Source organism: Marichromatium sp. AB31, assembly GCF_003718685.1.
Taxonomy (GTDB): domain Bacteria; phylum Pseudomonadota; class Gammaproteobacteria; order Chromatiales; family Chromatiaceae; genus Marichromatium; species Marichromatium gracile.
Genome location: NZ_RHFI01000001.1, coordinates 446,971 through 468,807 on the forward strand (window position 1 = coordinate 446,971; position 21,837 = coordinate 468,807).

Genomic DNA, 21,837 nt, shown 5'->3' on the forward strand with positions numbered 1-21,837 from the left:
CACAATCTGACTGGAGGCTGGAGGCTGGAGGCTGGAGGCTGGAGGCTGGAGGCTGGAGGCTGGAGGCTGGAGGCTGGAGCGAGCGGGGCGGGCGGCTGCCCGCCCCGGTGGCTCAGAGGCCGAGCATCTTCTCGAGGTAGTGGATGTTGGGTCCACCGGCGAGGAAGGCGCCGTCGCGCATGATGGTGCGCTGGAGTTTGATGTTGGTGTCGATGCCGTCGATGATGGTCTCGCGCAGCGCGCTGCACATGCGTGCGATGGCGGCGTCGCGATCCTCACCGTGGGTGATCAGCTTGCCGATCATCGAGTCGTAGTAACAGGGCACCGTGTAGCCGGAATAGATGTGCGTCTCCAGCCGTACGCCGGGGCCGCCGGGGGCGTGGAACTCGGTGATCTTGCCCGGGCTGGGCATGAAGGTCTCGGAGTTCTCGGCGTTGATCCGGCACTCGATGGCGTGTCCGCGGATCTCGATGTCCTCCTGACGGTAGCGCAGCGGTTCGCCGGCGGCGATCAGGATCTGTTCCTTGATGATGTCGATGCCGGTGACCATCTCGGTGACCGGGTGCTCGACCTGGACGCGGGTGTTCATCTCGATGAAGTAGAACTGCCCGTTCTCGTAGAGGAACTCGAAGGTGCCGGCGCCACGGTAGCCGATGGTGCGGCAGGCCTCGGCGCAGCGCTCGCCGATGGTGCGGCGCTGCTCCTCGGTGATGCCGGGGGCCGGGGCCTCCTCGACCACCTTCTGGTGGCGGCGCTGCATCGAGCAGTCGCGTTCACCGAGATGGATGGCGTTGCCCATCTGGTCGGCGAGTACCTGGAACTCGATGTGACGCGGGTTCTCCAGGTACTTCTCCATGTAGACCATGTCGTTGCCGAAGGCCGCGGCGGCCTCGGCCTTGGTCAGCGAGATGGCGTTGAGCAGGGTGGCCTCGGAGTGCACCACGCGCATGCCGCGTCCGCCGCCGCCGCCCGATGCCTTGATGATCACCGGGTAGCCGATCTCGCGCGCCAGCTCCAGGGTGCGCTTCTTGTTGTCGTCGAGCGGGCCGCCCGAGCCGGGGACGCAGGGCACGCCGGCGGCCTTCATCGCCTCGATCGCCGAGACCTTGTCGCCCATCAGGCGGATGGTCTCGGGGCGCGGGCCGATGAAGATGAACCCGGAGTGTTCGACGCGCTCGGCGAAGTCGGCGTTCTCCGAGAGGAAGCCGTAGCCGGGGTGGATGGCGACGGTGTCGGTCACCTCGGCGGCGCTGATCAGCGCCGGGATGTTGAGGTAGCTCTGCTGGGACGACGCCGGGCCGATGCACACGGCCTCGTCGGCCAGCAGCACGTGTTTGAGGTCGCGGTCGGCCTCGGAGTGTACCGCGACGGTCTTGATGCCGAGCTCGCGGCAGGCGCGCAGCACCCGGAGCGCGATCTCGCCGCGGTTCGCGATCAGAACCTTCTCGATCATTGCAGCCATGATTGCAGTGTCTTCTGTAGCGGTTGCCAGGCTGCGCCACCGAGGTGGCGCAGGGTCGACGCTCGCGTGAGGGGGCGTCCCCTCACTCGATCACTCGATCACGAACAGCGGCTGGTTGTATTCGACCGGCTGACCGTTCTCCACCAGGATGCGCTTGATGGTGCCCGCCTGCTCGCACTCGATCTGGTTGAGGATCTTCATCGCCTCGATGATGCACAGGGTCTCGCCGGTCTTGACCGACTGGCCCTCTTCGACGAAGGACTTGGCGCCCGGCGCCGGGGCGCGGTAGAAGGTGCCGACCATCGGCGAGCGCACGACCTCGCCCTGGAGTTCGAGCGGGGCCTCGTCATCGCCCTCGTCGGCGCTGCTCGCGGCAACGCTCGCCGCGGGTGCAGCCGGGGCCGGCGCCGCGGCTTGCTGCGGGGTGTAGACCGGCATGGCGGTGCTGCCGTGGCGGCTGATGCGCACGGATTCCTCGCCCTCGTGGATCTCGATCTCGGCGACGTCGGATTGCTCCAACAGCTCGATCAGCTTCTTAACCTTGCGGATGTCCATGGTCAGTGTTTCTCGTTCGTGTGGTCTTGCGCCACGCGGGTGAGCGCAGCGCGCAGCGCCAGTGCGTATCCCTCGGCCCCGAGCCCGCAGATCACTCCCTCCGCGATGTCGGAGAAGTAGGAGTGGGCGCGAAACGGCTCGCGGGCGTGCACGTTCGACAGGTGCACCTCGATGAAGGGGATCGCGACCCCCAGCAGCGCATCGCGCAGGGCGACGCTGGTGTGGGTGAAGGCGGCCGGATTGATGATGATGAAGCGCACGTTCTCGTGTGCCGCGCGGTGGACTGCGTCGACCAGGACGTGCTCGGCGTTGCTCTGCAGGAAGGCGAGGTCGTGTCCCGCCCGTGCAGCCATCTGCTGGAGCTCGCGCTCGATGTCGGCCAGCGTGGTGCTGCCGTAGTGCGCGGGCTCGCGGGTTCCGAGGAGGTTGAGATTGGGTCCGTTCAGGACCAGGATCGCGGCCATGTCGCCAGCTGCCTCGCCGAAGGTTGCAACGGTTTCGGATCCACTATTTCGGCTTTGAATAGTAGTGAACCGCTGCGAATTGTCCGTATTTTACGGGATGATGTCCAGCTGGTTCGGCGAATTCACGCCCCCTCAGCGGGCGCTCGCGGGGTCGTCGGCGAGTCGGGCGGCGAGTTGCTCGAATTGTGCCTGATCGAGTGCCCCGGTGTGGCTGAAGATGCGTCGGCCACGGGCGTCGAAGGCGACGGTGAAGGGCAGCCCCTCGACGCGGTTGCCGAGGCGCCGGGCGAGGTCGATGGCCTCGAGATCGGCGAGCAGCACGGTGAGATCGAGCGGGTGTTCGGCGAGGAAGGCGCGGGTCGTCTCCGGGCGGTCGACGGCGATCGCCACCACCCGTATCCCGGTCTCGGCGTGGGTGCGGGCGAACTGCTCGAGCAACGGCAGCTCGGTGGCGCAGGGCGGGCACCACACCGCCCAGAAATTGAGGATCAGCGGGCGGCCGGCCCAGGCGTTGCTCGTGTGTTCGCGTCCCCCGAGGTCGGGGAGGCGGAAGTCCGGCAGCTGGTCGAGTGTGCCGCCGCGCAGCCCGGCGTGACGGTCGCGGTCGGCGCCCTGGTCGAGCCAGCGCTGACCGAGGACCGCCGCGCCGATGCTGATGCCGCCGGCCAACGCGGTGACCAGCACCACCTTGGCCGGGCTCATGGTGCGGCCCGGCGCAGGTGATCGGCGAAGGCCTCGGCGGGGGTGAAGCCGACCAGGCGGAAGCCGGTGCGCTCGGCGCCGTCGGCGCCGAAGAACAGCATCGCCGGCGGTCCGGGGATGCCGAAGCGTCCTTGCATCAGCGCCTGATCGGCGGCGTCGTTGGCGGTGACGTCGGCCTGCAGCAGCACGAAGCGGTCGAGCTCTGCGATCACCGCGGGGTCGCTGAAGGTGTAGCGCTCCATCTCCTTGCAGGCGACGCACCAGTCGGCATAGAAGTCGAGCATCACCGGGCGGCCCTGGGCGCTGGCGGCGGCCAGTTCGCGGTCGAGATCGGCGACCGTCTTGACCCGGGTGAACTCGGCATGGGCCGCCTCGCCGCCGCCGCCGATGCCGAGCCCGCGCAGCGGCTGCAGGGTGTCCTTGCCGCCGGCGGCGGCGCCGATCAGCATCAGGCCGCCGTAGACCAGCAGCGCCACCCCTAGCCCCTTCCACAGCTTGCGCCAGCCGCCGCTCTCGTGGCCGAGCGGGCTGAGCGCACCGAGATAGACCGCCGAGCAGATCAGCAGCAGGCCCCACAGCAGCATCGCCACCGCCGCCGGGATCACCCGCTCGATCAGGCTGATGGCGACGGCGAGCAGGGCGACGCCGAACACCGCCTTGACCGCCTCCATCCAGGCCCCGGCGCGGGGCAGCAGCTTGCCCGCCGAGGTGCCGATGACGATCAGCGGTGCGCCCATGCCGAGACTCAGCGCGAACAGCGCCACGCCGCCGAGCAGTGCATCGCCGGTCTGGCTGATATAGATGAGCGCGCCGAACAGCGGCGGGGCGACGCAGGGACCGACGATCAGCGCCGAGAGCAGGCCCATGATCGCCACCCCGGCGAGGGTGCCGCCCTGCTGGCGGTTGCTGAGCGCGGCCAGGCGTGATTGCAGGCTGGCCGGCAGCTGGAGGTCGTAGAAGCCGAACATCGACAGCGCCAGGGCGACGAACACCAGGGCGAAGGCGCCGAGGATCCAGGGGTCCTGGAAGGCGGCCTGGAGGTTGGCGCCGAACAGCCCGGCGAGCACCCCGGCGACGGTGTAGGTCAGCGCCATCGCCAGCACGTAGACCAGCGACAGCACGAAGGCGCGGCGGGTGGTGATGCCGGCACCCTGGCCGGCGATGATCCCGGAGAGGATGGGGATCATCGGGAACACGCAGGGGGTGAAGGCGAGCAGCAGGCCGAGGCCGAAGAACAACGCCACGCTGGTCCACAGGCTGGCGTTGGCCAGGGTCGAGGCCAGCCGGTCCTGCTCGGAGACCGGCGCCGCGCTCGGCGCAGGCGCAGCCGGCGCCGGGGCGGCGGCGATGGGCGCGGCACTGCCGCCGGCGGGGAGGGCGAGGGTCAGTCGACGGTGCTGCGGCGGGTAGCAGATGCCGCGCTCGGCGCAGCCCTGGTAGCCGACCACCAGGGTGGTGTCGAGCGCCTCGGTGGTGGCGCGGCGCAGGCTCAGGTCGAGGGTGAGACGGTCGTGATAGACGGCGACGTCGCCGATGCTGCCGTCGGGCAGCACCGAGTCGTGCTTGATCTCGCCCGGCGGCAGCGCCGGCTGCTCGAGCGCGAGCCGCGCGTCGTCGAGCGCGACCTCGACCAGGTCGCGATAGAGATAGGTGCCGGGGGCGATCTCCCAGTGCAGCCGCACCCGTTCGGGGCCGAGCACCTCGACCTGGAGGTCGAAGGCCTGGTCGACGGTGAGGATCTCGTCGTCGAGGCCGAGGGCGCGGCTGATGCTGGCGCCGGCATCGAGTCCGGGCAGCGGGATCGCCGGGGCCGGTGGGGCGAGCGGCGGCGCGGGCAGGCGTACCTGGACGCGCTGGCGGTGCGGCGGGTAGCAGAGTCCGGCGTCGGCGCAGCCCTGTGAGGTGGTCTCCAGGGTGAGCACCTCGGGGGCCGCGGCGGAGCGCGTCACGGGCAGGGTGATCTCGACCGTGTCGCGATAGATGCCGACCTCGCCGAAGAACTCGTCCTGCTTGATCTCGGGCTCGGGCAGTACCGGCTCACCGAGGGTGATGCCGGCGGTGTCGGTGGTGAAGGCGAACTTGGCGGCGTAGAGATAGTAGCCCTCGGCGATGCGCCAGCGCACCTTCAGGGTGTCGGCGTCGATGGCCTCGGCGCTGGGCTGGAAGGCTTGATCCGGGAGCAGGAAGTCGTCGCGGGCCTGGGCCGCGAGTCCCGGGAGCAGCAGCGCGAGCAGCACGAGCAGCGGCAGGTGACGTGACAGGTGAGCGAGGCGGGACATCAGCGGTGCGCTCCTGTGGCGGTGTCGATCCAGTTCAGATAGTCGGCGAGCCCCTCGGTGATGGGGACGGCGATCGCCTCCGGGGTCTCGTAGGGGTGGAGTTCGGCGAGTCGGTCGATGAGCGCCCGGCTGCGCTCGGCGCTGGTCTTGATCAGCAGCAGGACCTCGCGCTCGCGCGCGATCTCGCCCGCCCAGCGATAGATCGAGGTCAGGCCGGGGACCAGATTGACGCAGGCGGCCAGCTCCTCCTCGACCAGCTGCTCGGCGAGCCGGGTCGCCTGGGCGACATCGGGACAGGTGCACAGCAACAGGTGATGGCGGGGGTCCGGGTGCATGCTCTGGGTCTCCTTGCGGGTATGGCCTGATCCTTCTTGGTGCGCCGCGTCCGCCGATGGTTCACGCCGGGGTGTTGCGGCATCCTGAGTGGCGCCGGCGCGTGCTGTCAATATGGCTTCCAGCCGCCAGCCGCCAGCCGCCAGTCGCCAGTCGCCAGCCGCCAGCCGCCAGCCGCCAGCCATCAGTCGCCAGCCGCCAGCGGTCAGTCGTCAGCCCTAGCTGTCAGCTCCTGGCTTTCCTTACTGGAGGCTGGGAGCTGGCGACTGGCAGCTGGGAGCTGGGAGCTGGGAACTGGCGCCTTGTCACCGCTGACCGTCGCCGGTTCCATTCGGGGCGTGCGATGCACTATGCTGCAGGGCATGGCTATGCTGCCGTCCTTCCTCCAGTCGCCTCCCCGATACCTGGTCGCGGGAGGGCCGATATGCCCGCTGCCCGGTTGGCGCGGGCGCTCGCCGGTCCCGGTCCCCGGGATCCTGGTCTTCCACCCTGATCGAGACTAACGCCGTGCTGCTTTTTCTTGTGCTCTTCATCGGGCTGCCGCTGATCGAGATCTATCTGCTGATCGAGGTCGGTTCCGAGATCGGCGCCCTGTCGACCATCATGCTGTCGATCCTCACCGCGGTGATCGGGACCTGGCTGGTCCGTCACCAGGGCTTCGGCGTGCTGTTGCGGGTCCGCGAGCTGAGCGACCGCGGCGAGGTGCCCGCGCTCGAGATGATGGACGGCGCCCTGTTGCTGGTCGCCGGACTCTTCCTGCTGCTGCCCGGATTCCTCACCGACGTGGTCGGCTTCCTGCTGCTGGTGCCGCCGCTGCGCCGGGCGCTGGTGTTGCGCTACGTGCGCGGGATCTCGGTGACCACGGTGCAGGGGCAGGACCCCTTCCGTTCGCCCGACGAACCCCGCGTCATCGAGGGTGACTACCGTCGCGAGGACTGATCCGCGCCCCTCTCGCGCATCGTCACGGCTCCGGTCGTGACGATGCCGCCCGCCGCTCGCCGCCCGCCTCTCCGCCGCCACCCCCAGCCCTTGCTCCGGCGTTGTGGTCTCTGCCTTCCGCAGTCGAGATCGCCCCGTCATCGGACCCTTGACAGCATGGATTTTGTCTCTACTATTAGCACTCGTTTCAGGTGAGTGCTAACAGACCTCCGGTCACCACCGCTGTGGCGCTCTAGATACAGATAGATCCACTTCTCAACCGTTACGAGGAGCCCTTGAATGAACATCCGTCCCTTGCATGATCGCGTCGTTGTCCGTCGCATGGAGGAAGAGCGCACCACCGCCGCCGGTATCGTGATCCCGGACTCGGCCACCGAGAAGCCGATCCAGGGCGAGGTGGTCGCTGTCGGCAACGGCAAGATCCTCGACAACGGTGAGGCCCGTGGCCTCGACGTCAAGGTCGGCGACCGTGTGCTGTTCGGCAAGTACTCCGGCACCGAGGTCAAGCTCGACGGCCAGGAGTTCCTGGTGATGCGCGAGGACGACATCATGGGTGTCGTCGAGGGTTGAGCCGAGCGCTCCCCCGCATCCATTCCGATACGACCAGAATTCATACTCGAGGAAGCTAGACAATGACTGCAAAAGACGTGAAGTTCGGTGGTGACGCCCGCGCCCGCATGATGGAGGGCGTCAACGTCCTCGCCGACGCGGTCAAGGTGACCCTGGGTCCGAAGGGCCGCAACGTGGTGCTGGAGAAGTCCTTCGGCGCACCGACCGTCACCAAGGACGGCGTCTCCGTGGCCAAGGAGATCGAGCTCACCGACAAGTTCCAGAACATGGGCGCGCAGATGGTGAAGGAGGTTGCCTCGCAGACCTCCGACATCGCCGGTGACGGCACCACCACCGCGACCGTGCTCGCTCAGGCGATGGTCCGCGAGGGTCTGAAGGCGGTTGCCGCCGGCATGAACCCGATGGACCTCAAGCGCGGCATGGACAAGGCCGTCGAGGCCGCCACCGCCGAGCTGCGTAACCTCTCCAAGCCCTGCACCGAGAACAAGTCGATCGCCCAGGTCGGCACCATCTCGGCCAACTCCGACGAGTCGATCGGCAAGATCATCGCCGAGGCGATGGAGAAGGTCGGCAAGGAAGGCGTCATCACCGTCGAGGACGGCACCTCGCTGAGCAACGAGCTCGACGTCGTCGAGGGCATGCAGTTCGACCGCGGCTACCTCTCGCCCTACTTCATCAACAACCAGCAGAGCCAGAGCGCCGAGCTGGACGACCCCTACATCCTGCTGTTCGACAAGAAGATCTCGAACATCCGCGATCTGCTCCCCGTGCTCGAGGCCGTCGCCAAGGCCGGCAAGCCGCTGCTGATCATCGCCGAGGACGTCGAGGGCGAGGCGCTGGCCACCCTGGTGGTCAACACCATCCGCGGCATCGTCAAGGTCTGCGCCGTCAAGGCCCCGGGCTTCGGTGATCGTCGCAAGGCCATGCTGCAGGATATCGCCATCCTCACCGGCGCCACCGTGATCGCCGAAGAGGTCGGTCTGTCGCTGGAGAAGGCCACCCTCAACGAGCTGGGCACCGCCAAGAAGGTCCAGGTCGGCAAGGACGAGACCACCATCATCGACGGCGCCGGCGCCGAGATCGACATCAAGAACCGTTGCGAGCAGATCCGCGCGCAGGTCGAGGAGACCTCCTCGGACTACGACCGCGAGAAGCTCCAGGAGCGTCTGGCGAAGCTCGCCGGTGGTGTGGCCGTGATCAAGGTCGGTGCCGCCACCGAGATGGAGATGAAGGAGAAGAAGGCACGCGTCGAGGACGCGCTGCACGCCACCCGCGCCGCCGTCGAGGAGGGCATCGTCCCCGGTGGTGGTACTGCGCTGGTGCGCGCTCTGATCGCGATCAAGGATCTCTCCGACGACAACCACGATCGCAACGTCGGCATCCAGATCGCCCGTCGCTCGATGGAAGAGCCGCTGCGTCAGATCGTCGCCAACGCCGGTGAGGAGCCGTCGGTGATCCTCAACAAGGTCGCCGAGGGCGAGGGCAACTTCGGCTACAACGCCGCCAACGGCGAGTACGGCGACATGGTCGAGATGGGTATCCTCGACCCGACCAAGGTCACCCGCTCGGCGCTGCAGAACGCCGCCTCCGTGGCCGGTCTGATGATCACCACCGAGGCGATGGTCGCCGATGAGCCGAAGGACGACGCTCCGGCCGCACCTGACATGGGCGGCATGGGCGGCATGGGCGGCATGGGCATGATGTAAGCCCGGCGCGCTCGTCGCACCATAAGAAAGGCCCCGCTTCGGCGGGGCCTTTTTCGTTTGGGGCTAAGGGAAGCGTTCAGCTACCAGGCGTCAGCTACCAGCTACCAGCTACCAGCCGCCAGCCGTCAGCCGTCAGCCGTCAGCCAACGGAAGGTTGAACCGCAAAGCCGCGAAAAACGCGAAGGTGAGTTGGGTTTTTTCTCCTTACTTCTCCTGCGGCTCGGCAAGCCAAGATTGCTGAATGGCAGTGATCAAGTAGCCAGAGCGCATGTAATCCACTGACGACTGGCTGCTTTCGAGATCCTTTGCGTACTTTGCGGCTTTGCGGTTCAACATCCTGGCCGCTGGCCGCTGGCCGCTGGCCGCTGGCCGCTGGCCGCTGGCCGCTGGCCGCTCGCTCCCGTCATGCGGCGTATAATCGATCGAATCCGCATTCGTGAAGGTTTCCGCGATGTCCGTGCCCGCTTTCCCTCGTCTGTCGATGGTGCTCGTCCGCGTCGTGTGGAGGCGGGGCTGATGGGTGAGGTGGGGGAGGCGGTCTGCGCCGGGGTGCGGCTGGTCGCGACCGCGGCGGGCGATCTGCTCGCCCGGATCGAGACGCCGCTGGCCGAGGCGCTGGTGTCGGTCCGTCGGGCCCAGGTGCTCGCCTACCGACCGCGCGGTTGCGCCGAGGACCTGCTGTTCGTCGGCAGTCGCGCCGCCTTCCGTCCCGGGCGCGAGCGCATGGGCGGGGTCCCGCTGTGCTGGCCCTGGTTCGGGGTCGACCCGGACGGCGGTCCGATCCACGGCTTCGCCCGCACCGCCGACTGGCGGCTACTCGACTGCGCGCCCCAGTCCGATGGGGCGGTGCGGCTGCGTCTGGTGCCGGAGTCCGGGGCCCTCGCCGCCTGGCCGCACCCCTGCGCGCTGTTGCTGGAGATTCGCGTCGGGGCGACCCTGGGGCTGACGCTGGAGACCCGTAACGAGGCCGATCACCCCTGGACGCTCACCCAGGGGCTGCACACCTATCTGCGCGTCGGCGCGTCCGACCGGGTTCGCTTGCACGGGCTCGACGGTCGGTGTTATCTGGACAAGGCACGGGGCGCGCCGGTTGCGCCATGTCGGCAGCAAGGTCCGGTGAGCGCTGGCGGCGAGGAGGTCAATCGTATCTATCTCGACGCCCCCGGTCCGCTGTGGCTCGACGACCCGGTGCTGGGGCGACGCATCCGGGTGCGCGCGCGCGGCAGCCGTACCTGGGTGGTGTGGAACCCGGGCGCGACCGAGATCCACCGTTTTGCCGACGACCTCGCGCCCGAGGACGCGCGCCGCTTCCTCTGCGTGGAGACGGTCAACACCGCCTCCGAGACCCTCAACCTGGCGCCGGGCGCGGCAAGCCGCATCGGTGCCGACTACCAGATCGAGACCCTGTAGCGCCGATGAACGAACCGATGAGCACCGAACCCGTCACCGAGAGTCACTGGCAGGACTGGCTGGCCTGGGCCGCCGAGACGGGTGTCGAGGTGCCCGATACCCCCGTCTTCGCGCGCGCCCGCGCCGCGGTGTGGGACGGCAGCGAGTTCGTCGCGCTGGAGGTACAGCGTCACCCCGAGATGTTCGCCGAGCTGCTGGCCAGCGGCGATCTCTTCCGCGCCTATGGCCCGGGGGATCTCGATCGCGCGCTGACCCGGGCGCTCGCCGAGGTCGACGACGAGCAGGCGCTGGCGCGCGCGCTGCGGCTGTTCCGGCGCCGCGAGCAGGTGCGCATCGTGTGGCGTGATCTCAGCGGCGAGGGCGCGCTCGAGGAGGTGCTCGAGGACCTCTCGGAACTGGCCGACTGCTGTATCCGTCAGGCGCTCGGCAAGCTCCAGGACTGGACCCGCGCCGAACTCGGCGTGCCCTGCGATGCCGAGGGGCGCGCCCTGGAGATGGTGGTGCTGGCGATGGGCAAGCTCGGTGCGCGCGAGCTCAATCTCAGCTCCGACATCGATCTCATCTTCGCCTTCCCCGAGCGCGGCGAGGTGCGCGACGGGCCGCGCGCGCTCAGCAACGAGCAGTTCTTCACCCGGCTCGGTCAGCGTCTGGTGCAGGCGCTCGGCCAGCAGACGGTCGACGGCTTCGTGTTCCGCGTCGACACCCGGCTGCGTCCCTTCGGTGAGTCGGGTCCGCTGGCGATGTGCTTCGATGCCATGGAGGACTACTACCAGTCGCAGGCGCGCGAGTGGGAGCGCTACGCGATGATCAAGGCGCGCGCGGTGTGCGGTGACGCCGAGGACATCGCCCAGCTCGAGGCGATGCTGCGGCCCTTCGTCTACCGGCGCTATCTCGATTTCGGCGCGATCGAGTCGCTGCGCGAACTCAAGCGGCTGATCGCCAAGGAGCTGTATCGGCGCGGCATGGACGCCAACATCAAGCTCGGTCCCGGCGGCATCCGCGAGATCGAGTTCATCGGTCAGGCCTTCCAGCTGGTGCGCGGCGGGCGCGATGCGGAGTTGCAGATCCGTCCGATCCGCGAGGTGCTGGCGCTGTTGGGTGAGCGCGAGCTGCTGCCGCCCGAGGCGGTGCGCGAACTCGATGACGCCTATTGTTTCCTGCGCCGGGTCGAGAACCGGCTGCAGGCCTGGCGCGATCGCCAGACCCACACCCTGCCCGAGGACGAGGCGGCGCGCGAGCGGATGGCGCGCGCGATGGGCTTCGCCGACTGGGCGAGCTTCGCCCCGGTGCTCGCCGCGCACCGCGAACGGGTGCAGCACCACTTCGACGAGGTGTTCGCGCCGCCGAGCGGTGAGGACGAGCCGGCCGACCACGAGCACGAGGATGAGCTGGCGGCGCTGTGGCGTGGTGAGTACGAGCGCGAGCAGGCGCTTGCGCTGCTCGCCGAGTCCGGCTTCGCCAGCCCCGAGTCGGCGCTGGTGCACATCGATGCCTTCCGCGACACCATCGAGCGCAAGGTGAGCCGCCGCGGCAGCGAGCGTTTGGCGCAGCTGATGCCGCTGGCGCTGCCGATCGTCGCCGCCAGCGAACACGCCGATCTCGCCCTCGAGCGGGTGCTGCGCCTGCTCGAGGCGGTGGCGCGGCGCACCTCCTATCTGGCGATGCTGGTCGAGCACCCCTGCATCCTCTCGCAGCTGGCGCGACTGGCGGGGATGAGTCCCTGGTTCACCGACCGGCTGTCGCGTCAGCCGCTGCTGCTCGACGAGATGATCGACCCGCGCCGGCTCTATGACCCGCTGCGCCGCGAGGGACTCGACGAGGAACTCGACGTGTTGCTCGGTCCGGTCGACCCCGAGGACCTCGAGCAGCAGATGGAGCGGCTGCGTCAGTTCGCCCAGGGCAACATGCTGCGGGTGGCGGCGGCCGATCTCACCGGGGTGATCCCGCTGATGGTGGTCAGCGATTATCTCACCGAGATCGCCGAGGCCACGGTGACGCGGGTGCTCGAGCTGACCCTGACGCACCTGCAGGCGCGTCATGGTCGTCCCACCGCGATCCCCGGCGAGGGTTCGGGGTTCCTGGTGCTCGGCTACGGCAAGCTCGGCGGCATCGAGCTCGGCTACGGCTCCGACCTCGATCTGGTGTTCGTCCATGCCAGCGACTCGATGACGGCGATGACCGACGGCGAGCGCGAGATCAGCAACGAGCAGTTCTACGCCCGTCTCGGTCAGCGGATGATCCACATGCTGACCACCCGCACCCCCTCGGGAACGCTCTACGAGGTCGACATGCGGCTGCGCCCGGACGGCGGCAAGGGGATGCTGGTGCGCTCGATCGGCGCCTTTGCCGCCTATCAGGACAAGGACGCCTGGACCTGGGAGCATCAGGCGCTGGTGCGCGCCCGTCCGGTCGCCGGCGACCCCGAGCTGGCACGTCGCTTCGCCGAGGTGCGCCGCGAGATCCTCTGTCGTCGCCGCGATCCCGAGCAGCTGCGTCGCGACGTGCGCGAGATGCGCGCCAAGATGCGCGCCAACCTCGATCGCAGCGGCGACGGGCGCTTTGATCTCAAGCAAGGTCCTGGTGGTATTGCCGATATCGAGTTTATGGTTCAATACGCTGTACTGCGCTGGGCTGCCGATCACCCGGAGCTCGCCGACTGGACCGACAACGTCCGCCTGCTCGATACCCTGGCACGCATCGACCTGCTGCCGGGAGACACCGCTGAGAACCTCGCCGAGGCCTACAAGGTCTTACGTGCCGCCTATCATCGCAGCGCCCTGCAGGAACAGCCCAAGACCATCGCCGACGACCAGTTGCTGGCCGAGCGCGCGCGGGTCCGGGCGCTGTGGTGCGAGCTGATGGAGGAGTGCGGCTAGCGGCTGCCCACGCATTCCAGACCCCTCCCACCGTGACCCCGGCGCGACCGGATGGCGGGCGGGTGTCTGTGTCCGGTCCCGATGTGGGCCGGGGATCGGCCGGCGTCTCCGGCGCCGGCCTGTCGAGCGGTCCGTCGCGCCCCGAGCGGGCGGCGGAACCGATCGTTTCGGGCGCGCCTCGGTTCCGTCGCCGGGCGCAGGACCGACAGACGCGCCAGTCAATGGGGTGTCGAGACGACCCGGCCTGGCCGGGTATCGCCGCGCACATGTTATCTGGGGTCCGCCTTGCGCGGACCGATCGGGGCCCCCGGGCCCTCATTATGGTGACCGGACCCGAGCCTGGGCCCGGGAGATACGGAGCAGAATATGACGACGATGGCGGACCGCGACGGTCTGATCTGGCTGGATGGTGAGATGGTGCCCTGGCGCGAGGCCCAGACCCACGTACTGACCCATACCCTGCACTACGGCATGGGGGTCTTCGAGGGCGTTCGCGCCTATCAGACCGATCGGGGCGCGGCCATCTTCCGGCTCCAGGAACATACCGACCGGCTGTTCAACTCGGCGCACATCCTCGGCATGGACATGCCCTGGGATCGTGACACCCTCAACGCGGCGCAGTGCGCGGTGGTGCGCGAGAACGGTCTCGACTCGGCCTATCTGCGCCCGATGTGCTTCTACGGCCCGGAGGGCATGGGCCTGCGCGCCGACAACCTCAAGGTGCATTGCGTGGTCGCCGCCTGGTCCTGGGGTTCCTACCTGGGCGAGGAGAACATGCGCAACGGCATCCGCGTGAAGTTCTCCTCCTTCACCCGCCATCACGTCAACATCACCATGTGCCGCGCCAAGGCCAACGGCAACTACATGAACTCGATGCTGGCGCTGCAGGAGGCGCAGCGCGACGGCTATGACGAGGCGCTGCTGCTCGACGCCTCGGGCTATGTGATGGAAGGCAGCGGCGAGAACGTCTTCATCGTCCGCGACGGCGTGCTCTACACCCCGGACCTGACCTCGGCGCTCGACGGCATCACCCGTCGCACCGTGATCGCCCTGGCCAAGGAATTCGGCATCGAGGTGGTGGAGAAGCGCATCACCCGCGATGAGGTCTATATCGCCGACGAGGCCTTCTTCACCGGCACCGCCGCCGAGGTCACCCCGATCCGCGAGGTCGACGGCCGGGCGATCGGTGCCGGTACCCGCGGACCGATCACCGAGCGGCTGCAGTCGGCCTATTTCGACCTGGTCCACGGTCGCGACGCGGCCCGCGCCGAGTGGCTGACCCTGGTCTGAGTGCGACTCGCGCCGTGTCCGTCGAGGGCACGGCGCCCACGATCACGGAGGTTCGATCCATGGCCAATCCCGCTACCCGTCAACCCCAGCAAGAGGCGCCGATCGCGGTCACGCGCGCGGAACTGCCGCTCGCCTGTCCGCGACCGGAGACCCCGGTATGGGACCTCCATCCGCGGGTCTATCTGCCGATCGCCGATGCCCCGGACGGTCGCGTCACCTGCCCCTACTGCGGCGCCAGCTATCAGCTCGTCGATTGATCCCGCGCCCCGCCTGCAACCCTGCGGCGGGGCGCCTTGGGGTCAACGCGCGGCCCGCTTCTCGCGCCGCTTCAGCCACACCTCCAGTCCCTGGGCATTGAGCCCGATATCGACCGCGAGCAGCTCGCGCAGCCGGGCCTCGTCGAGGGCGACGCCGTGCGCGCGTGCGCCGCTGATCAGCCAGTCGGCGACCGCCCGGGTCAGGCGCTCGCCGCGCTGCGGGTCGTCGCGTCCCTCCTCGGCCAGCGCCAGATCGGCCAGCGCGCGGATGCTCTCGCGCAGCATCCCGACTAGCTCGGCGGGGCGATCGACACGACCATAGTGGGTCAGGTACATCGCCTTGGGTTCGAGCGCCATCAGCTGGTCGAGGGTCTCGAACCAGGACTCGGGGTCGAAGGCGACCGGGGTGGTCGGCGCAAACAGCCAGGGGCCGGCCTCGGTGTCGAGTTCGCGGTAGGAGATGCCGAAGGTATCGCCGGTGAAGATCCCCCGGGTGAGCGAGTCGAGGATGCAGCCGTGGTGGTTGGCGTGTCCCGGGGTGTCGAGGAAGGTTAGGGTGCGCGCGCCGAGCTGGAAGGTCTGGCCGTGCTCGGCGGCGATCACGCGTGACTCGGGCACCGGGCGCAGGGTGCCGTAGTCGCTGGCGAAGCCCTCCTCGCCGTAGACTGCGGTGGCGCCGGCGATCAGCCGCTCGGGGTCGATCAGGTGAGGGGCGCCGCGCGGGTGCACCACCAGCCGCGCCTCGGGACAGGCGGCCATCAGCGAGCCGCTGCCGCCGGCATGATCGAGATGGACGTGGGTGGGGATGACATAGTCGACGTCTGCCGGGGTCTGCCCCAGCTCGGCGATGACCTCGAGCAGCGCCGGCACGGTGTGATCGGTGCCGGTGTCGATGAAGGCGAGACGATCGTTCGAGCGGACCAGATAGCAGGCGGCCAGTCCGTGGCGATAGAGGCCGGTCTCGATGCAGTAGACATCCTCGGCGACCTGTTGGAAGGGGGCGTGCGACATGGGCTCTCCGTTCCTTATCCTGACAAGGGTTCAGCGGCCCGAGTCTAACGGCTTCGTCGGTTGGCAGCCACCAGCGACCAGCCGCCAGCCGCCAGCCACCAGTCGTCAGTCGTCAGTCGTCAGTCGTTTGAACCGCAAAGCCGCAAAGAACGCGATGGTGAGTTGTGCTGTGGTGTCCTCTTGCCGTTTGACCTCACGACCTGTGCGTGTCCGTTATCGATTGAGCACTGACGACAGGCCGCTTTCGAGATCCTTGGCGCGCTTTGTGACTTTGCGGTTCAACGTCCTGGCCGCCAGCCACCAGCGAATTGAACCGCAAAGCCGCGAAGAGCGCGAAGATTCAAGTTTCGGGCGATCGGCCTTCAGTCGCCAGCGGGTGTGCGCTTTCGACCACGGCACCGCCCGCTGTCAGCCGTGGCGCACGATCCAGGCATCGATCGTTGAGTGCAGCGCCGCTGGCCGCTGGCCGCTGGCCGCCTTGCGCCGGGGCTCATTGCAGGGCCTCGGTGATGGCGCTCCTGAGTTGTTCGCGGGTGAAGGGCTTGGGTAGCGTCGCCCGCACGCCCATGAGTTCGGCCGACTCCAGGTTGAACTCCAGGCTGATGGCGCGCCGTCCCCCGGAGATGGCGATGACCGGTATGGTGTTGCCTCGCCTGTTCTGCTCCATGATGAGTTCGATGCCATCCATTTCCGGCATCAGGATGTCGGTGATGATGAGCTGCGGACGATCGTGCTCGATGTGCTCGAGTGCCTCTTTGCCGTTGCTGACGGCGCTGACCTCGTAGCCCTCGCGACGCACCATCTCCACGAGCATGGTGCGAAAGAGGTCGTCGTCGTCGACGATCAGGATCTTGGTCATGGCGCTTCTCCTGTGGCGGTGGGCGGCGCGGTGGTATCGGGGTGGGAAAGGCGAGGTAGATCGATGAGAAAGCGGGTGCCGCTGCCGAGGGTGCTTTCGACCTCGATCGTTCCCTGTAGCTTGGTGACCAGTCCGTGCACGACCGATAGCCCCAGTCCGCTGCCCTTGCCGGGTGCCTTGGTGGTGAAGAAGGGGTCGAAGACCCGCTCCAGGGTCTCGCCGTTCATGCCCTCACCATCGTCCTCGACCCTGAGTCTGATCATTGCGCCGGCCGCGGTGGCGATGGGCTGGATGGTGACCTGGATATTGCCCGGTCGGTCGCCGATGGCGTCGGCGGCATTGATGCAAAGATTCATCACGATCTGCTGCAGCTGGCTCGGCTCGGCCAGGACCCAGGCGTCCCGGTCGGGCGGCGCGAATGCGAGCTGGATGGTCGCCGGTAGCGAGACACGCAGTAGCTTGAGCGTTTCCTCGGTCAGTGAGACCAGTTCGACGGCGCTCGGGGTGTCGGCCATCGCCCGTGCGAAGGTGAGCATGCGGGCGATCAGGTCGCGCGCGCGGAAACTTGCCTGCTGGATGTGTGCAAGGTGATGGCGGCCTGCCGAGTCGGCGGGGAGTTCGTCACCGAGCAACTCGCTGAAGCCGAGGATGGCCCCGAGGATGTTGTTGAAATCGTGGGCGATACCGGCGGCCAGGGTGCCGATCGCCTCCAGACGACGCGATTGCTCGAGACGGGCGTTCACGATGGCCTCGGCGCGGCGTTCGAGCTGCTCGCGCAAAGCGAGGCTGTAGGCCATGTAGGCCTCCATCAGCGGCGCCGTGATCTGCCCGGCGACCTGGCTCAATGGCAGGTCGGGATGGTGGCGGGCGAGGTGGATGAGTGCCTCGTGATGGAGTTCTCCGACCTCCTCGAGTGGTACGGCGCGAGCGATCAGGGTGCGCCCGAGATCGGCCGCCTCGGCCAGCGCCGCCTCCGAGACCAGTGGGTCCTCGGCGAAGACGGCACGGCGTAACAACTCGGTGTAGCGCTGACCGAGTTCCCCGGTGTGTTGTGGTGCTCTGGGTTCAGGCATGGCGATAGATGAGGATGCCGGCATCGTCGTGCCCGTCGGCCCAGCGCTCGATGAGCTGCTCGGCGAGACGGTCCGAGACCGTGGCATCGTCGAGGCCGCTGAGGACCTCGGCGCTCTCCTGGATCCCGTCGGTGAACAGGGTCAGCCAGTCGCCGGCGGTGATGGTGAACGACTCGGCGCGCAGATCCCTGTAGCCCGCGCCGACGATGCCTCGGGAGCTGCTCAGGCGTCTGATGAGGCCGCTGCGGGCGATGACGCTGCGGATGTTGCCGACGGCGGCATGGCGGAGTCGGTCGAGCTGGGGGTGGATGTCGACGATGGCGAGCGCGGCGCCGCGCGTGTCCCGCAGGGCCTGATCGCAGGCGAGGAAGATCTCCTCGAGGTGATGCTCGGGCATGGCCGCGACCTGGGCGATGGCCGCGCTGGCCGCGATCTCGGCCTCGTGCCCGTGGCCCAGACCGTCGGCAAGCGCCAGGCGCAGCCGATCGGGTCGTGTCCACCAGCCGAGTTGATCGCCACAGTGCAGCTCGTCCGGGTGTGAACGCAGCGCCTGACCGACGGACGGCTGGAGGGGCGGAGGGTTCAGCGCCATTTGACCGCCCTGACCCGGGTACCGTGGCCTGGCACGGAGTCGATGTCGCAAAGATCCATCAGCCGCTCGACACCCGGCAGGCCGCAGCCGAGACCGCCGGCGGTGCTGTAGCCATCGGTCAGCGCAAGCCTGAGGTCGTCGATGCCCGGTCCGTGGTCCTCGGCCAGCAGCTCGATGCCGGCGCGCATGCCGGGGAGCGGGGCGACCTGTAGTTGGCCGCCGCCGGCATGGATCAGGAGGTTGGTCGCCAGCTCGGACGCGGCGGTGGCGAGCGAGTAGGCCGCGCTGCGGCTGAATGCCATGTGCTCGGCCAGGGCACGGACCACGCGGCAGACGGCCGCGACATCGGATTCGGTATCGATGCGCATGCTGGTGGCGACGATGCCGGGGCCGGGGTGCGCGGGCGCTGGAGGAGTGGGTCGGTCTTGATGCATGTCACCGCCTGGAGTCATGGTGAGGTGATCACAACGGCTTCTGCAGGGCGATGGTGATCCGGGTGAGCCCCGGTGCCGATTCGATGCCGAAGTCGTCGACCAGACGTCGTGTGCCGGGCAGGCCGGCACCGAGTCCGCCACTGGTGCTATAGCCGTCGGTGAGCGCCAGGGTGATGTCGGGGATCCCCGGGCCGTGGTCCTCGACCAGGACGCGGATGCGCCGGTATCCGGCGTCCGAGGTGTCGCTGATCTGGCAACTGCCCTCGCGGGCGTACTGGATGACGTTGCGGGTCAGCTCGGAGACGGCGGTGGCGAGCCGTGTCTGATCGGCCTTGCCGAAGCCGAGACGCTCGCACAGGGTCCGGGCGGCACGCCGTGCGGTGACGATATCCGTCGGCGTGCGGATCGGGATGAATTCGCTGGCAAAGGCCTCAGTCATCCTCGTCCTCGTCGATGTGAATGTCGCCACGTGTAGCGATACGACGGTTGAGGATCTCCAGACCCTGTTCGAGGTTGAACGCGCAGTTGGCGCCGAGCAGGTCGCGTCCCATCTCGATCAGCGTCATCGCCACGAACGGCTGAACGCCGCAGATCACCACCTCGGCGCCGAGGAGTCCGACCATGCAGGCGGTGTCGTTGATGACGCGCGCCATGTAGGAATCGACCACGTCCAGTGCGGTGATGTCGATCGCCACGCCGAGCGCCTCGATCTCGGCCACGCGTTCGACCAGGTCCGACTGGAATTGCATGGCGTCGTTGTCGGTCAGGTCGTCCTGGATGGAGACCAGCAGGGTGCGTCCCAGTCGCAGGATCGGGATCTTCATGGGTGTCGATCCTCGATCGGGCCGATGCGCAGTCCGATCAGCTGCAGCGCCTCGGCGATGCCCGCGCGCAGCGTGGCGCGGCTGAGCACGTCGTCGAAGCGGATGCCGAGCTTGGTGAGGGTCTGCGCACCCTCCGGGCTGATGCCGGTCATGACGATGCGGGTGCCGAGCAGGCGCGCGGCGTCGATCGTCTTCATCAGGTGCTGGGCGACGCTGGTGTCGAGGATCGGCACGCCGGTGAGGTCGATGATGGTGACCCGTGCCTCGTGATGGGCGATCGCCTCCAGCAGTCGCTCGGTGACCTGGCGGGCGCGGATGGTGTCGATGACCCCGACCAGCGGCAGCAGCAGGATGCGGTTCCACAGTCGCAGCACTGGGGTCGAGAGCTCCAGTAGCGACAGGCTCTGTTGGGTGATGATCTGTTCGCGGACCTCGACGAAGGCGTCGAAGGTGCTGAGCGTCAGTCCATCGAAGACGCGGTCGAGCCACAGCAAGCCGTCGACCTCCGGGGGCGTGCCGGAGGTGATCGAGCGGGCCGTGATCAGCCGCTTGAGCGCGAGTAGCATCGCGATCGTCTCGTTGGCGCTGCCGCCGTGGCGTGCCTGGTCGCTGACGAGCTGACGTAGATGATCCGTCAGTGGGTCCGTGGCGCCGAGGGTGAAGTCCTCGGAGGGTGATTGCTCAAGGGTATCGAGGATGCCGTCGAAGATGGTGCGCAGGTGATGTCCTGGGGGCGTTGGCGCTGTGCTGGTGAGCGAGGATGACGAGGGCAGCATTGCCCTGATTTGTTCCAACCAGGCCGTGAATAGCGTGTTGCGTTGGTCTTGTAAGAGGTGTCCGAGTGCGTTCGTCATGGTATCCGGGGCGTTTTGTCGGCGGCGCTATCTCGGCCTGGCAGTGTCGCGCGCGGGTTGGTTCTCTGGCGCCAGGGCCGGTTGCTAGAAGAGTTCTATCCGTGGCTCGCTCGGGTCCTCTGTCACGTGACTGGTCTGCGAGCGTGCATGGCTCGACTCGTTGCGCAGATACTCGTCGAACACCGCCCTGAGCTGGCTCGGCAGTTGTCTGGAATCGTCATCGGCGCCCACCAGGACACTGGCGCGGTGGTTGAGGGTGGTGCGGATGCGCTCCAGTCGTTGACCGGTGACGTCCTGGTATTGCAACAGCCCGAGGATGTCCGAGATCTGGTCGGCCAGGCTGGTGTTGTGATGGGTGATGACCGAGAACAGCACCTTGTAGAACTGGCGCATGTCCTCGTAGTTGTCGCGGAGACGATGGATCGATTCCACTGCCCGGCTCGCCTGCGCCAGCTGTTCCTCGGAGCCCTCGAGCAGGGTGAACTGGAGGTTTTTCTCGACGTTCTGGAGCGCGCGGTTGAGCCCGTCCTCGATGGTGTCGGCCGTTTCGGTGGCGTGGTCGGCCAGCGACTGTACCTCGCCGGCGACGACGGCGAAGCCGCGTCCGGCCTCGCCCGCCCGCGCCGCCTCGATGGCGGCGTTGAGCGCGAGGAGTCGCGTTTTCTTGCTGATCTGCTTGATCGAGCTGGTCAGTCCGCCGAGCTGGCGGATGTCGTTGAGGACCTTCTCGATGGCCTCCATGTCCGCCTGGATGCGCGTGGGTAGTTGTTGTACCAGGAGGGCGATCTCGGTGATGTCCTCGAGCCTGCCGGAGATGTCCTCTTCCATCGACTTGGCATTGCCCGTGGACTTCTTCAGATAGTCCAGCAGATGGGCCGCGTCGGCATTGAGCTTGGTGGTGCGCTCGATGACGTCGAGCGTGGAGGCCTCGGTCTCGGCGACCGTCTCGCCGAGCTGCTGCTCGATGGCCTGGTCCTGCTCGACCGTGAGCGCGCGCGCCTCCTTGTCCCCCTGTATCCGTTGCTGGCCCTGGCGAAACTCCTCGATCACCCGGTCCCAGGTCTGGCACAGGGCGCTGTTGACGCGGAAGCTGAAGCGAAAGAACACCAGTCCGGCGATGAAGTTGGTGCCGAGCACGGCGCCACCGAAGATCAGGGCATGGATGAGCGCGGCGTTGGAGCCGGCCGTTTGCAGCCCGAGGTTCAACCAGTCGTGCGTCAGGTACACCAGGATGGTGATGGCGAGGCTGCCGAGCAGGTTGATCCAGCCCATGGTGCGCCGCAACATGCGGGCCTGCGCCAGATTCGCATCGATCACCACTTGGTGTTGGTTGGTGATGGGCATCGT

The 21,837-nt window shown here is 67.9% G+C and carries 22 protein-coding genes; 7 read left to right on the plus strand and 15 right to left on the minus strand.

The features are described 5' to 3' along the window. Nucleotides 1-112: 112 nt before the first annotated feature. From accC to cutA, 6 genes are all read right to left on the minus strand, one after another. Nucleotides 113-1,453, minus strand: coding sequence for an acetyl-CoA carboxylase biotin carboxylase subunit (gene accC, locus EBL84_RS01980; protein ID WP_062274983.1), 1,341 nt, complete (start codon nucleotides 1,451-1,453; stop codon nucleotides 113-115). Nucleotides 1,454-1,552: 99 nt separating this feature from the next. Further along, entirely contained in the window at nucleotides 1,553-2,017 is a 465-nt protein-coding gene (accB, locus tag EBL84_RS01985) for an acetyl-CoA carboxylase biotin carboxyl carrier protein (RefSeq protein WP_123139278.1), read from the minus strand. Between the two features lie 2 nt (nucleotides 2,018-2,019). After that, a complete protein-coding gene (gene aroQ, locus EBL84_RS01990) occupies nucleotides 2,020-2,481 on the minus strand; it encodes a type II 3-dehydroquinate dehydratase (protein ID WP_005221810.1) in 462 nt (153 codons plus the stop codon). 132 nt (nucleotides 2,482-2,613) lie between these two features. Next, nucleotides 2,614-3,183, minus strand: coding sequence for a TlpA disulfide reductase family protein (locus EBL84_RS01995; RefSeq protein ID WP_123139279.1), 570 nt, complete (start codon nucleotides 3,181-3,183; stop codon nucleotides 2,614-2,616). Then, nucleotides 3,180-5,462, minus strand: a complete 2,283-nt coding sequence (locus EBL84_RS02000; RefSeq protein ID WP_123139280.1) for a protein-disulfide reductase DsbD — start codon at nucleotides 5,460-5,462, stop codon at nucleotides 3,180-3,182. Before EBL84_RS02000 ends, EBL84_RS01995 begins: the two co-directional genes overlap by 4 nt. Then, on the minus strand, nucleotides 5,462-5,797 hold the full coding sequence (cutA, locus tag EBL84_RS02005; protein ID WP_123139281.1) for a divalent-cation tolerance protein CutA: 336 nt from the start codon (nucleotides 5,795-5,797) through the stop codon (nucleotides 5,462-5,464). The genes EBL84_RS02000 and cutA overlap by 1 nt, the downstream gene beginning before the upstream one ends. 505 nt (nucleotides 5,798-6,302) lie before the next feature. Between cutA and EBL84_RS02010 the strand changes: the two genes are divergently transcribed. The 7 genes from EBL84_RS02010 (at nucleotide 6,303) to EBL84_RS02040 (ending at nucleotide 14,843) form a co-directional block, all read left to right on the plus strand. Next, nucleotides 6,303-6,734, plus strand: coding sequence for an FxsA family protein (locus EBL84_RS02010; RefSeq protein WP_123139282.1), 432 nt, complete (start codon nucleotides 6,303-6,305; stop codon nucleotides 6,732-6,734). Nucleotides 6,735-7,013: 279 nt separating this feature from the next. Then, complete coding sequence (gene groES / locus EBL84_RS02015; RefSeq protein ID WP_005221801.1) at nucleotides 7,014-7,304, plus strand: co-chaperone GroES; 291 nt, start codon at nucleotides 7,014-7,016, stop codon at nucleotides 7,302-7,304. A gap of 62 nt (nucleotides 7,305-7,366) precedes the next feature. Then, complete coding sequence (groL, locus tag EBL84_RS02020) at nucleotides 7,367-9,010, plus strand: chaperonin GroEL (protein WP_123139283.1); 1,644 nt, start codon at nucleotides 7,367-7,369, stop codon at nucleotides 9,008-9,010. 516 nt (nucleotides 9,011-9,526) lie between these two features. Beyond that, the gene (locus tag EBL84_RS02025) at nucleotides 9,527-10,420 is read left to right on the plus strand and encodes a D-hexose-6-phosphate mutarotase (protein WP_190287861.1); all 894 of its coding nucleotides are present in this window, start codon (nucleotides 9,527-9,529) and stop codon (nucleotides 10,418-10,420) included. Nucleotides 10,421-10,437: 17 nt separating this feature from the next. Next, nucleotides 10,438-13,296 carry a bifunctional [glutamate--ammonia ligase]-adenylyl-L-tyrosine phosphorylase/[glutamate--ammonia-ligase] adenylyltransferase gene (glnE, locus tag EBL84_RS02030; protein WP_369957533.1) on the plus strand — a complete coding sequence of 953 codons (2,859 nt, stop codon included), beginning with the start codon at nucleotides 10,438-10,440 and terminating at the stop codon, nucleotides 13,294-13,296. 366 nt (nucleotides 13,297-13,662) lie between these two features. Further along, on the plus strand, nucleotides 13,663-14,586 hold the full coding sequence (locus EBL84_RS02035; RefSeq protein WP_123139286.1) for a branched-chain amino acid transaminase: 924 nt from the start codon (nucleotides 13,663-13,665) through the stop codon (nucleotides 14,584-14,586). A gap of 59 nt (nucleotides 14,587-14,645) precedes the next feature. Then, complete coding sequence (locus EBL84_RS02040) at nucleotides 14,646-14,843, plus strand: zinc-finger domain-containing protein (RefSeq protein WP_062277069.1); 198 nt, start codon at nucleotides 14,646-14,648, stop codon at nucleotides 14,841-14,843. A 42-nt stretch (nucleotides 14,844-14,885) separates the two neighbouring features. Here the strand turns inward: EBL84_RS02040 and EBL84_RS02045 are convergent, their stop codons facing one another. The 9 genes from EBL84_RS02045 to EBL84_RS02085 all read right to left on the minus strand — a co-directional run bounded on the left by EBL84_RS02045 (nucleotide 14,886) and on the right by EBL84_RS02085 (nucleotide 21,834). After that, nucleotides 14,886-15,854: an MBL fold metallo-hydrolase gene (locus EBL84_RS02045; protein ID WP_123139287.1), complete on the minus strand. Its 969-nt coding sequence runs from the start codon at nucleotides 15,852-15,854 to the stop codon at nucleotides 14,886-14,888. Nucleotides 15,855-16,344: 490 nt separating this feature from the next. Next, complete coding sequence (locus EBL84_RS02050) at nucleotides 16,345-16,713, minus strand: response regulator (protein ID WP_062275779.1); 369 nt, start codon at nucleotides 16,711-16,713, stop codon at nucleotides 16,345-16,347. Next, nucleotides 16,710-17,786 carry a sensor histidine kinase gene (locus EBL84_RS02055; protein WP_123139288.1) on the minus strand — a complete coding sequence of 359 codons (1,077 nt, stop codon included), beginning with the start codon at nucleotides 17,784-17,786 and terminating at the stop codon, nucleotides 16,710-16,712. The genes EBL84_RS02050 and EBL84_RS02055 overlap by 4 nt, the downstream gene beginning before the upstream one ends. Continuing rightward, on the minus strand, nucleotides 17,779-18,378 hold the full coding sequence (locus EBL84_RS02060; RefSeq protein ID WP_123139289.1) for a SpoIIE family protein phosphatase: 600 nt from the start codon (nucleotides 18,376-18,378) through the stop codon (nucleotides 17,779-17,781). Before EBL84_RS02060 ends, EBL84_RS02055 begins: the two co-directional genes overlap by 8 nt. Further along, nucleotides 18,369-18,812, minus strand: a complete 444-nt coding sequence (locus EBL84_RS02065) for an anti-sigma regulatory factor (protein ID WP_200189437.1) — start codon at nucleotides 18,810-18,812, stop codon at nucleotides 18,369-18,371. Before EBL84_RS02065 ends, EBL84_RS02060 begins: the two co-directional genes overlap by 10 nt. Before the next feature lie 28 nt (nucleotides 18,813-18,840). Next, nucleotides 18,841-19,251 (minus strand): anti-sigma regulatory factor, encoded by a 411-nt coding sequence (locus EBL84_RS02070; protein WP_062275772.1) that lies wholly within the window; start codon nucleotides 19,249-19,251, stop codon nucleotides 18,841-18,843. Beyond that, nucleotides 19,244-19,636: an STAS domain-containing protein gene (locus tag EBL84_RS02075; RefSeq protein ID WP_123139291.1), complete on the minus strand. Its 393-nt coding sequence runs from the start codon at nucleotides 19,634-19,636 to the stop codon at nucleotides 19,244-19,246. Before EBL84_RS02075 ends, EBL84_RS02070 begins: the two co-directional genes overlap by 8 nt. Beyond that, entirely contained in the window at nucleotides 19,633-20,490 is an 858-nt protein-coding gene (locus EBL84_RS02080) for an STAS domain-containing protein (RefSeq protein ID WP_123139292.1), read from the minus strand. Before EBL84_RS02080 ends, EBL84_RS02075 begins: the two co-directional genes overlap by 4 nt. An 84-nt stretch (nucleotides 20,491-20,574) precedes the next feature. Beyond that, nucleotides 20,575-21,834 (minus strand): methyl-accepting chemotaxis protein, encoded by a 1,260-nt coding sequence (locus EBL84_RS02085; protein ID WP_123139293.1) that lies wholly within the window; start codon nucleotides 21,832-21,834, stop codon nucleotides 20,575-20,577. Nucleotides 21,835-21,837: the final 3 nt, after the last annotated feature.